Genomic DNA, 12,367 nt, shown 5'->3' with positions numbered 1-12,367 from the left:
TTAGGCCTTGCCACCTATATCATTTATATTCTACCACACCAAAAGAGTCAAAGACACACTTCCTGAAATCATTCAGGTCAAAAAATACTCCATCAGCAAGCATTTGTGCTCCGATGTTACCAATTGCTGTAGCTTCGCCTGGTCCTGCATAAACGCGCCTCTTTGTTTCTGCAGCAGTTAATTCATTGAGGTAAACAGCATTTGACCCGCCACCAACAATGTTGATGCTATCAAAGTGCTTGCCTGTTATTTTTTCTATTTCCTCAGTAGCCTCTTTGTAGCACACGGCAAGACTTCTATAGATTACTCGTGCAAGCTCCCAAGGAGTTTGTGGCACCTGCTGGCCTGATTCCTGGCAGGCTTTCTGGACCTCTTTTACCATTGAATCAGGATTAAGGAATCTTCCATCATTAGCAGGAACAACAGAATCTATTGTCTCGAGAGATGCTCTGTCGCAGAGACTTGCAAAAGAGAAATCTTCATCCCCGGTCTTTCCATCAAAATCATAGCCTTCTTCAAATTCCTTTTTAACTGACTGGATCATCCAAAGGCCCATGATATTTTTAAGGAATCTGTATCTGTGCTGGTAGCCACCTTCATTAGTAAAGTTGGCCTTTCTTGCTTCCTGAGTGCAATTAGCCTCTTCCAGCTCGCATCCCATAAGTGACCAGGTTCCTGATGAAATATACAGTGTATTATCTCCTGTAGCCGGAACACTCATTACAGCTGAGCCTGTGTCGTGAGTTGCAGGAAGGACCACATTGCAGCTATATCCCACCTTGGCCTCAATTTCTTTTTTTATAGGTCCTACTACTGTTCCAGGCATAGAAAGTTCTCCAAAGAGCTCATCAGGATACCCCAGTTTATTTATAAGTTCGTGATCCCAGTCGCAGGTCTTGGCATTTAAAAGCTGAGTCGTAGAAGCGTTTGTGTACTCCTGCTTGCGAACACCTGTCAAAAGAAAATGGAAATAGTCAGGAACCATCAAAAATGTCCTTGCTTTCTCAAGCTTTTCAGGGTTTCTTGCCTTGGTTGACATGAGCTGATAGATAGTATTAAAGATAGCCTTCTGAATACCAGTCCTTGAATAAAGATCTTCCTCAGAAATAATCTTATATACCTCGTTATCCATACCCTCTGTTCTGCCATCTCTATAGGCAATGCAATCACCGATCTTCTGGTCATCCTTATCAAGTAGAACATAGTCAACACCCCAGGTATCAATTCCCATGGTAGCAGGTATCTTTCCAAGTTCTTTACACTTCTTCATTCCCTCAAGGATTTCAGAAAAGAGTCTGTCTGTATCCCATACCTGGTGTCCATCCTTTTGGTCCATTCCATTGTAAAAACGGTACACCTCTTCAAGAACTATCTTGCCATCCTCCATATGTGCAAGGATATGTCGGCCGGAAGAAGCGCCTATATCAACTGCTAGGTAATATTTCATTTTTCTTCCCCCAGTTTACAATCAATATTCCCCGATGATATCGGATTTTTTATCATACAGGAATTCCTCTGAGATGTTTACACCAAATGGTGCATTGAGGGCACGGAAATCATCTGGCTGTATTGTCTGTCTCTTTTTATCTGTCATGGACATTACCTTAACAAGGATCTCTGCAGCCTTTTCTACTGTATGCATAAGACCAAATGTGATGTCAAAGTCTGTTCCGCAGGCAAACATTCCGTGATGAGCCCAGATAGCAACATCCTGTCTCTTCATGATCTCTGATGTGGCAACAGCAATCTCTTTTCCTCCTGGGACCATCCAAGGCACAATGCCGATTCCCTCTGGAAATACGATTGGACACTCTGTAGCCATCTCCCAGATTTCTCTTGTAAACACCTTGCCATCAAGAGGAAGCACAAAGGTAAGAGCAATTGTGTTAGCCGGGTGACAGTGATATACGACGCGGATCTGAGGATCACGCTTTTTGCAAACTTCGAGGTTCATAAGGTGTGAAGGAAGCTCAGATGTTGGTCTTCCGCCCTCTACAAGGCCCCAAACGATTTTGTAGTTCTCACCCTTATCATCAACCTTGATAATACAAACATTGGCTGCTGGATCTATCTCTACATTTCTAAAATATTTGCCAGAGCCTGTAACCATGAAATATTCGCCGGCAAGATCTGTGACTGTTGTACCAATCTCCTTCCACTCACCTGACTCATCAAGGTCATCCTGTACAGATGAAATTTCTTCATCCTTGATTCTATAGCTTAAGTTTCCGCCGTTTCTCTCGTGCCATCCCTGATAAAAGCCGTCAACACAGAGGCGGCAGAATCCCTTTGCAAATTTAGCATCTAATACTTTCATTTCCTATTTCTCCTTACATCTATAAATGTGGCATTTCTTGCCATCACTTATCTTTTTGCTAATTAATTCTATTGTTTTTTTTGGTCTGTCCTTTTATGGTACTATTAGCCACGCTTTGACAGAACATCCTTCTCATACTGAGCGCAATCAGCAAACCAGTCGCCTTCAAGTGCTACACCGTTCTTTTCACAGTAGTAATCCCATACATCCCCAAAAGGCATCATCTTGAGCTGCTCGTTAAGTGACATAAGCTCTGTGAAGTTGCATGAATCCTGAAGCTGTGTAAGCTTATCCATTGGCTGGAGTTCAGCATACATGAGAGCCTTAAGGAAATTTCTCATTCCGTTTGTCCATGCAGAGATTCTATTGATGCTGGCATCAAAGTAATCCATACCGATGTAGAATCTGTCAGCGCCGTTTCTTACGATTTCCTGTGCAAGATCTCTTGCATCATCATTGAAGATCACAACATGGTCTGAATCCCAGCGAACTGGACGTGATACGTGGAGAGCCATCTTGTCATTGAAAAGAAGCATTGAAGATAACTTATCTGCAACGTTCTCTGTTGGATGGAAGTGGCCTGTATCGATAAGGCACATAATTCCTTTCTGTGCTGCATAGTTCATATAAAACTCATGGCTTCCTACTGTGTAGGATTCTTCACCGATACCAAATACCTTGGACTCAACAGCAACCGCAACCTTGCTCTTGTCATAGTCAATAGAAAGAATCTGATCAAGAGAGTCCTTGAGTCTTGCTCTTGGAGCCTTTCTGTCACCAGGAATATCCTTAAGTCCATCAGGAATCCAGATATTCATCATACAAGTCTGGCCTGTCTGTTCTGCAAGATACTCAGAAATTCTGATGCAGGCCTGTCCATGTCTGATCCAGAACTGTCTGATTTCCTCGTCTGCTGATGAAAGTGTTGCCACCTCTGACTTGGGATGGCTAAAGTATGTAGGGTTAAAGTCAATGCCAAGTCCTCTTTCCTTGGCATACTCAGCCCATCTCTTAAAGTGCTCAGGCTTAAGCTCATCTCTGTCAGCCCACTGTCCATCTTCAAAAATTGCATAGGAAGCATGAAGATTTATCTTGTGCTTACCTGGTACATATGAAAAAGTCTTGTCCATATCAGCCATAAGCTCCTCTGGAGTTGTAGCCTTGTATGGATAGTTTCCTGTTGTCTGAATTCCGCCTGTAAGAGGTCCCTTCTGATCGAAACCAATTACATCATCCCCCTGCCAGCAGTGCATTGAAAGCTTGATCTTGGAAAGTGCATCAAGTGCCTTGTCTGTATCAACTCCAATTTTCGCATAGCGCGCTTTCGCATCTTCGTATCTTTCTGTTACTGTCATTGTTTTCCCCTTTCATGATGGCTATGAAGACGATACCGCGTACACATAGCCGTTTAAAAATATTTACAACCAGTATTTTGCTTATATATTTACCTTACACTCCTGCCCTTATACTGATAAGGTCGAAAAAAAACAAATTTTACGTCCTTTCTTGCAATGCCATAAGAATACAATTATCATAGAGAGGCACAGATGTTTGCATAAAAAGGAGCTAATAAAATGGAATACATTGAAAATGAATTTTTGAAAATTGCAGTTTCTGACCACGGTGCTGAGCTTAGCAGCATATATGACAAAAAGAGAGAAAAAGAGCTTTTATGGCAGGCAGATCCAGCATTTTGGAACAGGCATGCGCCAATTCTATTCCCATTTGTAGGAAATGTTTATAACGACGAATATAGATACAATGGCAAGACCTACCACATGTCCTCTCACGGCTTTGCAAGAGACATGGACTTTGAATTTGCAGGTAAGACTTCTGACAGCATCAGTTTCAAATTAAAGGCAACTAGCCAGACGCTTGAAAAGTATCCCTTTGATTTTGAACTTGTAGTAACTCACAAGCTCATAGCAAACAGCATAAGCGTTATTTGGGAAGTTAAAAACTGTTCTGAAAACGAGCCTATGTTCTATTCAATAGGAGGTCACCCTGCCTTTAGATGCCCAATTAATGATAACGAGAAAAGAACTGACTATAAGGTTAAGTTCAAGGATAAAAATGAACTAAGCTACGTCCTTATTATCCAGGAAACAAGAGAAGTTGATCATGAAAATCCTACTGTTCTTCCTCTTAATGACGGTTACCTTGATATTACAGAACACATTTTTGACAAGGATGCACTTATCTTTGACGACAATCAAGTAAGAGAAGTGAGCCTGTGCACGCCAGATGGAAAGCCCTATATAACCATGAATTGTGAAGAATTTCCATCCTTTGGGCTTTGGTCCAAGCCTTCTTCCGAAGCTCATTACGTATGTCTTGAGCCTTGGATTGGCCGTTGTGACAACAAAGGCTTTAGAGGTGAGCTTCCTGAAAAATATGGTGTTCAGCGCCTTGAAGCGTGCTCATCCAGAACCATCTCCTACAAGATTACAGTAGATTGAGAATATATTAGACAACTAAGTACATACTATAGACGTAGGAAAATAGCAAGACATGAATCAGAAAATCCTAGACATCCTAAGTACAATTACAGATGAAGAAAAAGCCATATTAAGCGGAGAGCCCTATATCAACCGTGAGCTCTATTACAGTGGTCAAAAGAAAGATGGCTCTGGCGATGAGATTGACTCAGCCAGAGTCCTTGCAGATGGCAAGCTGATAGACATGCGTCCCCATGTGCGTTTCGTCCACTTTCCTCTCCACACCCACAACTATGTAGAATTTATCTATATGTGTCAGGGAGAAACAGTTCACATAATTGACGGACAGCGCATTACACTCAAAAAGGGCGATCTTCTATTCATGAATCAGCACGCCAGACAGGAAATCCTCCCTGCAGGAGAAAATGATATAGCTGTAAACTTCATGATCCTTCCTGATTTTTTTGGGACTCCATTTTCCATGCTAGAGCACGAAGATAGTGCTCTCAAGGATTTCCTTGTAAGCTGCCTGACTAAAAAAGACATCGGAGGCAATTTTTTGTACTTTAATGTTTCCGGAATCACACAGATTCAGAACCTTATGGAGAATCTAATCTGCAATATGATAGACGAAAAGAGTTCCAGGGGCAGTGATTACAAGATGATAAATCAGGTGACGATGGGGCTTCTTTTCTTAAACCTGTTGCAGCACACTGATACAATCCGCGTATCAAGGCGCTCCTACGAGCAGGAGGTCATGTTCCGGATTTTGCGCTACATCGATGATGAGTACAAAGATGCAAGCCTTGGCTCTTTTGCAAAAGATATCGGTGAAGACGAATACACCCTTAGCCGCATCATCAAGAAAGCCACCGGCAGCACCTTCAAAGAGCTTCTCCAGAACAAGCGCCTGAACAAGGCCTGCGAGCTACTAAAAAACACCGACATATCTATTGCAGATATATCGGTGCTCATAGGTTATGACAACACAAGCTTCTTCCACCGCCTCTTCAGGCGCAAATACGACTGCAGCCCCCGCGACTTCCGCATCAGCAATCAATAAGCTGTCGCACACCATTTTCAGCCGGTGCATAACTGTCCCCTCCACTCCGAGTAAGTGGGGAGCGATATTCATGGAAGTTTTTTTCGTCTGCGTAAGGAGGAGGGATTCATGAGACTTCTGGAGGGGCATAAGAATTCTGCTTCGGTTCAACATGTCTGAGCGCCAAGTGGCAGCTTTTTACTCACGCCAGTTCCCGTAGTGCTCGTCACTGACAAATGCAGATTTTCTTAGATGTTTCCGCAGTTTTTCTTTCAATGCGCATGCTGCAGCGTAAACTTGCAGGACGGAAAGTAATATTACAACAGAAAATGCCATAGCCCGCAGAGCGGGCGTTATAAGAAATGGGGAATCAATTTTCTCAAGCTAGCTTGGAGAAATTGATTCCTCATTTCTTTATGGCGCGGTGCGCCAAATGGCATTTTCATATGAAGTTAAGTATTTTCCGTCCTGCTTCAGACAACGCTTCGCACGCGCGGGAAAAACTGCTGTGGAAACATTAGAAAATTGCATTTGCCAGATAAGACTCGCATAGGAAACTGGACGACTCGCAAGCGCTGCCCTGGCGCGAGTTTTGAACCGTAGAATTCTTATGCCCCTTCCAGAAGTCCATGAATATCCGAACTGAAACCGACGAAAAAAACTTTCTGAATGAGCGTACACAATTACTCGGAGGGGAGGGGGATATTAATGTACTGAAAATGGTGGCAAAGCAGTCTTAGTCGCGGGGTTTCATGTAGAAGTTGCCCATGACTTCTTCTGTGCGGATGGAGTTTACGAAAGCCTTTGGATCGATCTCTTTTATCAGAGGGATTAGCTTTCTGGTATCAGCTGCGCTTACGATTGAGTAAACAATCTTCTTATTGTTGTGGCCGTAGGAGCCCTCACCATCTATCAAGGTCGCACCATGACTAGACTGGGCATATATAAGCTTGCAGACTTCATCAGGATACTCCGTGATGATAAATAAAGTTCTCTGCTGATAGGTTCTGTATAGAACATGCAGTGTCTGAGTTGATACATACTGGAAAATCATTGAATAAAGAGCCTTGTCCCATCCAAACAAAAGGCCCGCTATCGTCAAAAGGACTACATTTCCCGCAAGGATTATTGGGAACGCGTCAATCCCCTTTTTCTGAGATAAAAAGATAGAAATGAAATCCGTTCCACCACTGGTCGCATCTACGTCCAGACACATTGTAATAGCAACTGCATTGACAATACCGCCAAATACAGCAATCAGAAGCGGATCATGTGTAACAGAATAAATAGGAAGCATATCGACAAACACACCGTTTGCCAGAACCATCACAAGAGAAAACAAAGTAAACTTGGTTCCAATAAATCTAAAACCTATATAGATAGGAATAGCATTCAGGATCAAACTAACCGGAGTATATGGAATATTGATACCAAAAAACTTAGACGCCACTCTTATGATGATAATCGTAAGCCCCTGCGCTCCACCTGGATAAAGTCCCCCTGCGTTAATAAAGGTCTGGATATTCATGGCCATAAGGAATGCCGCAAGCAGCACAACTATCAAACGTATGAGATCCTTTTTAAGAGTAAATACGATCTTTTTTTGTCTCTCTGACATACTACTAATTCCCCACTATACTTAATAAATATGCAACACTTTTTCGCCTCAAAGCGAAAAAGCAAATCTCATTCTATCACGAACTTATCACATAAGGAAGAGCTTTATACATAAAATATAAAGCTCTATACATTATTTATTCAATTTGTCTGGCCAACCTTGTCAGCATACTTAAGTCTATAAATTCTCTTAAGAGATTCGTCTATTCTCTCCTCAGTTATCTTCCCATTTGATACAGCATCTAGAACTCCCTGATATGCCTCTTCAAAATTCTCTGGAAGATAGATAATGTCAGCTCCGGCAGCAATAGCACTTACTGCGGCCTCTGCAGATGAATACTTACTTGTTATAGCCTCCTGATCAAGAGGACCCGTTATGACAACTCCATCAAATCCAACGCTGTTCCTGAGTTCGCCCCCTATGATCTCATAAGAAAGTGAAGCAGGTGTATCAACAGAAACAAGTCCCGGAAAAGAGCCATTGCTCATCATTACTGCGCTTACACTTCCATCTCCAATCGCCTTCTGATATACACTATAATTTCCTGCTGACAGCTCATCTTTGGTAATTTCGCTGTCAGAAGTACTTGCCGGGAAATCGTACAGACAGGCAAATATGCCACTGTCGCTTAAAGCATTGGTAAACGAAACTGTCACATCTGAAACCAATGCCGCATCAGTTCCATATTTTCCGTTCTCAGAAACATCAACACTCGGAGCCAGATCAAAATTAAAGCCATATTTGAACATAGCAGCTGCAATATTTGTTCCAGCGCTATATGCGGTATCAGAATTGTTGATCTCAGGAATATCCAATCCGCCCAGAGATGCAGAAATAGTTCCCTCTGAAGATCCATCCTCTTTTAGAGCTACAAAAATAGGATATTTACTCATATCCCTTGTACTCTTTATCATCTCAGATACCTGTTCCTGTGACTTCAGATTCTTAGGTGAATATACAAGTCCGCAGACAGAATACTTAGAAAGCGCATCCTGAGTACTGGACCCTGCCTTGACTACAGTTTCTACACCTGTAAGCTGTTCAGGAGTGACCATAAATAAACCTGCAACCTTATCCTCCAATGTCAGTTCATTAAGACATCCATTTACTATTTCCTCAAGGACATCGCTTTCTGACATCTCTACAGGTTCCTCTTCCACATCAGATGGTGTCTCTATCACAACATTTTCATTTTCTATAGAAGCTTCGAGAGCTGCTTGCTCCTGCAAAGCCTTCTTTTCTCCGATAACCTTTTTAATTGCACCTATTCCAAAACAAACTAAGATAACGATTATAGCAAAAAATGTAAATAATGATATAAATGCAATGAGCTGGCTCTTTTTCCTACGCTGTCTGCGAGCCAGCCTCTTTTCATCAAAATCCTGTTCTTCTAATCTTCCCATACTCTCCCCCGATGCATCCTGGCATCAATATTTATAAAGGCATTTGCCTTATATAAATCCTGTGATCCTACAGTATTTTTCTTATCTTAAGGTGTCGATAATTTCTTTTGACACCAACATAATTTTATCATATATATTGTGTAGTGTTCAAACCAGACATGCAATTTCTTGGGATTTTTGATTGATTGCCCAGCAGACAGTTTCCAATAACAAACAGAAAACAAAAAAAATAAAAATGAACAAAAACCAAGGGCAGAAGCTTCATCGATATAACCTGCTTCTGCCCTATGCCGAGTACATATTAACTTCAAATATTTCGTCCAATGGACTGATCCTCCAAGTTCTCAGCTTATTCTTTCCATTAACTTTTGCATTCATATGCTGTGGCTGTAAGATACTTATATTACACTTACCACTCTTCATGTACTCGATAGCTGTTTTCTTAATTCTAATTCTTACTTCTAATTCTTACTTCTAATTTCTTTTAAAACCGATCTAACAAAACTTAAAATCTTTTATACTACTAACTTCTTAGTTTGGTGGTCCGTACCATCCTTTCTCTGAATATTTTAACTAACTATCCCTTTGGAGTGTACCTGCCTTTCTTTCTCCAATTGATCTGATTATCTTTGGAGAAGTATTTTGTTTCTTTAGATGCTTTTATTATATGCAACCCCTTTTAAGTTGTCAATACATTTTCAAAATATCTTTTGATTAATTTGATAATTGCGTTGTAATTGTTTAATTATCTCTCAATTATTATAATTGTATATTCAATATATACAATTTAAAATATTCATTTTTGCTCTTCACGCCCATCTGTAGAAATGTAGATTTTACTGTAAAGCTCAGAAATTTGTTTTTAAATTGATATTTACCAATTGTCGATTTTCCGTTTTGTGTTTTTGAAAGCGCACCTTCAAGCACACATAAATTGTCTGAAACTTTTGTTTTCGGACCAGCAATAAATGTTTTCAGTAGACAGTTACATACATAGCTTAAAGCAAAAGAAAAACGACTCAAAGATCTGTACTAGTGTCAGTACACTAGGTCTTTGGGCCGCTTCTTCATATGATCATTATTCTACAAGTATCATATGGTGTCATAATTTACTTTTGACATCTACATAATTTTATTATTTGAGTGGATACTTGGATGTGAGCTTTGCAATAATAGCTCTTGCCTCATCATTCTTTTCACCCTTATTTTTTATAACAATAGATATTGCCTCGGCAATATCATCCATATCTGCCTCGTTCATGCCTCTTGTTGTTACAGCAGGTGTTCCAAGGCGGATACCGCTTGTAACAAATGGAGACTGCTGCTCATTAGGGATTGTATTCTTATTGGCTGTTATATGAGCATCATCAAGCCATGCCTCAACTTCTTTTCCTGTAAGGCCAAAGTTTGTAAGGTCAATGAGCATAAGGTGGTTGTCAGTTCCTCCAGAAACAATCTGGATTCCTCTATCCATAAGGCCCTTACAGAGTGCCTTGGCATTCTTGACTATATTCTGACCATATTCTGTAAACTCAGGGGAAAGAGCTTCCTTGAAGCATACAGCCTTGGCTGCAACTACATGCTCAAGTGGGCCGCCCTGGATTCCAGGAAATACTGCCTTGTTAAACTTGTACTTGTCCTGAGCTGCCTGATTCCAAAGAATAAGTCCTCCTCTAGGTCCTCTAAGAGTCTTGTGTGTTGTGGTTGTAACAACGTCAGCATATGGGAATGGGCTTGGGTGAACTCCTGCTGCTACAAGTCCTGCAATATGTGCCATATCAACCATAAGCACAGCTCCGCAGGCATCTGCTGCTTCTCTAAACTTTTTGAAGTCTATAGTTCTGCAGTAAGCTGATGCGCCAGCAATGATGAGCTTGGGCTTATGCTCTACTGCAAGTCTGTACATCTCCTCGTAGTCCAGAACACCATTCTCGTCTACACCATAAGGAACAACCTTGTAATAAGTTCCAGAAATATTAGCACTGCTACCGTGGGTAAGATGTCCGCCCTGATTGAGGTTCATTCCCATGATAGTATCCCCAGGCTGCAGAAGAGCAAACTGTACAGCAAGGTTAGCCTGCGCGCCTGAATGAGGCTGAACATTAGCATAGTCGCAATGGAAAAGCTCTTTTGCTCTCTCGATAGCAAGCTTTTCAACTTCATCTACAACATAACAGCCGCCATAATATCTTTTTCCAGGGAGTCCTTCTGCATATTTGTTAGTCAATGGGCTTCCCATAGCCGCCATAACCGCCTTGCTGGTCCAGTTCTCAGAAGCTATCAATTCAATATGATCATTCTGTCTATCCACCTCTTTCTCAATAAGAGATGCAATTTCTGGGTCAACTGCTCTTAATTCTTCCAATGAATACATAACGAACTCCTCCTATTAACAACACTTTTTCTTTTGCGATGTAATGTGTTAAAGCAACATCTTGCATATCGTAACATACCAAGAAAAAAAATGCTATAATAATTACAATAATTTATTATTTAACAAAATGTCAGGGCTATATGTCCTGACTTTTTTCGGGGAAGGTATGAAAATATGTATTACTGCATTGTTAACCCTTCAGCCAGATCTGGCAAGGGCAAGGAAATCTGGGAAAAACTAGAGGCTAAATTTACAGAAAAGGGCTTAAAATACCAGGCTGTTTTTACTAAAGGTCCGGGGCATGCAACAAAGCTTGCAAAAAGTCTTACTACCAAGGAGCCTGAGCCAACACCTATAAGAATAGTTGTTTTAGGCGGCGACGGTACTTTAAACGAAGTAATAAATGGAATACAGGACTTTGAAAATACTCTTGTGGGCTATATTCCTATAGGATCCAGCAATGATTTTGCAAGAGATCTCTCTTATCCAAAAAAGGTTGATGACCTGATAGACCAGATAATAGCTGGTAAAAAGACTCGCACTTTAGACCTTGGAAGGCTCACCTATAATTCCATGTCAAGAGAGACCTCCAGACTTCACGATGACAGAATTTCTGTTACAAGAATGTTTGACGTAAGCTCAGGGATAGGTTTTGATGCCGCAGTCTGCGAGCAGGCCCTCTCATCTGGCACCAAGAATTTTTTAAACAAGATAGGACTTGGAAAATTGACCTACGGCTCTATCGCGGTCAGACAGCTCCTTGGTGTAGAGAAGGTTCCCTGTGATATAACTCTGAATGATACAGAAGTGATCCATTTAAAGCGCTTTATCTTTATTGCTGCCATGATACACCACTGCGAAGGCGGCGGATTTAATTTTGCTCCAAAGGCTGATCTGTCTGATGGCAAGTTTGACCTGGTCTATGCAGGCAATATGCCTGTTTATAGAATGTTCTACGCTTTGCCCTTTTCCTTTACAGGCCACTATTTCTGGATAAAGGGAATAGGTCACCACGTAGTAAAAAAGGTAAACGTCAAAACAGATAAGCCAATGTGGGTTCACACAGACGGCGAAGTGTCCGTAAAATCTGATAATATCACCTGGGAATGCCTTGAGAAAAAGCTAAATATGATGAATTAAGATGAATATATAAAGAAAAAAGCCTGTCATCGATA

At 41.1% G+C, this 12,367-nt stretch carries 9 protein-coding genes; 3 read left to right on the top strand and 6 right to left on the bottom strand.

What is annotated here, in order from left to right; translation table 11 throughout:
- Positions 1-19: 19 nt before the first annotated feature.
- The 3 genes from rhaB to BLO53_RS11645 form a co-directional block, all read right to left on the bottom strand.
- Positions 20-1,447 carry a rhamnulokinase gene (gene rhaB / locus BLO53_RS11655; RefSeq protein WP_092061758.1) on the bottom strand — a complete coding sequence of 476 codons (1,428 nt, stop codon included), beginning with the start codon at positions 1,445-1,447 and terminating at the stop codon, positions 20-22.
- Positions 1,448-1,468: 21 nt separating this feature from the next.
- Positions 1,469-2,317: a rhamnulose-1-phosphate aldolase gene (rhaD, locus tag BLO53_RS11650; protein WP_092061755.1), complete on the bottom strand. Its 849-nt coding sequence runs from the start codon at positions 2,315-2,317 to the stop codon at positions 1,469-1,471.
- 104 nt (positions 2,318-2,421) lie between these two features.
- The gene (locus BLO53_RS11645; RefSeq protein WP_026488062.1) at positions 2,422-3,672 is read right to left on the bottom strand and encodes an L-rhamnose isomerase; all 1,251 of its coding nucleotides are present in this window, start codon (positions 3,670-3,672) and stop codon (positions 2,422-2,424) included.
- Between the two features lie 219 nt (positions 3,673-3,891).
- Between BLO53_RS11645 and BLO53_RS11640 the strand changes: the two genes are divergently transcribed.
- Positions 3,892-4,776 (top strand): aldose 1-epimerase family protein, encoded by an 885-nt coding sequence (locus BLO53_RS11640; RefSeq protein WP_092061752.1) that lies wholly within the window; start codon positions 3,892-3,894, stop codon positions 4,774-4,776.
- 52 nt (positions 4,777-4,828) lie between these two features.
- Positions 4,829-5,818, top strand: coding sequence for an AraC family transcriptional regulator (locus BLO53_RS11635; RefSeq protein ID WP_092061750.1), 990 nt, complete (start codon positions 4,829-4,831; stop codon positions 5,816-5,818).
- 715 nt (positions 5,819-6,533) lie between these two features.
- On the opposite strand, the gene BLO53_RS11630 is transcribed toward BLO53_RS11635, so the two are convergent.
- From BLO53_RS11630 to glyA, 3 genes are all read right to left on the bottom strand, one after another.
- Positions 6,534-7,415 (bottom strand): YitT family protein, encoded by an 882-nt coding sequence (locus BLO53_RS11630; protein WP_051196728.1) that lies wholly within the window; start codon positions 7,413-7,415, stop codon positions 6,534-6,536.
- 140 nt (positions 7,416-7,555) lie between these two features.
- Positions 7,556-8,818, bottom strand: a complete 1,263-nt coding sequence (locus tag BLO53_RS11625) for a glycoside hydrolase family 3 N-terminal domain-containing protein (protein WP_092061747.1) — start codon at positions 8,816-8,818, stop codon at positions 7,556-7,558.
- Positions 8,819-9,953: 1,135 nt separating this feature from the next.
- Positions 9,954-11,192, bottom strand: coding sequence for a serine hydroxymethyltransferase (glyA, locus tag BLO53_RS11620; protein ID WP_092061744.1), 1,239 nt, complete (start codon positions 11,190-11,192; stop codon positions 9,954-9,956).
- A 174-nt stretch (positions 11,193-11,366) separates the two neighbouring features.
- Here glyA and BLO53_RS11615 point away from each other — a divergent pair, with 174 nt between their 5' ends.
- Positions 11,367-12,332, top strand: a complete 966-nt coding sequence (locus tag BLO53_RS11615) for a diacylglycerol/lipid kinase family protein (RefSeq protein ID WP_092061741.1) — start codon at positions 11,367-11,369, stop codon at positions 12,330-12,332.
- The last annotated feature ends 35 nt before the right edge of the window (positions 12,333-12,367 follow it).

Source organism: Butyrivibrio sp. INlla14, assembly GCF_900102515.1.
In the GTDB taxonomy this organism is placed as follows: Bacteria; Bacillota; Clostridia; order Lachnospirales; family Lachnospiraceae; genus Butyrivibrio.
This window is presented reverse-complemented; position numbering and strand designations above follow the sequence as displayed.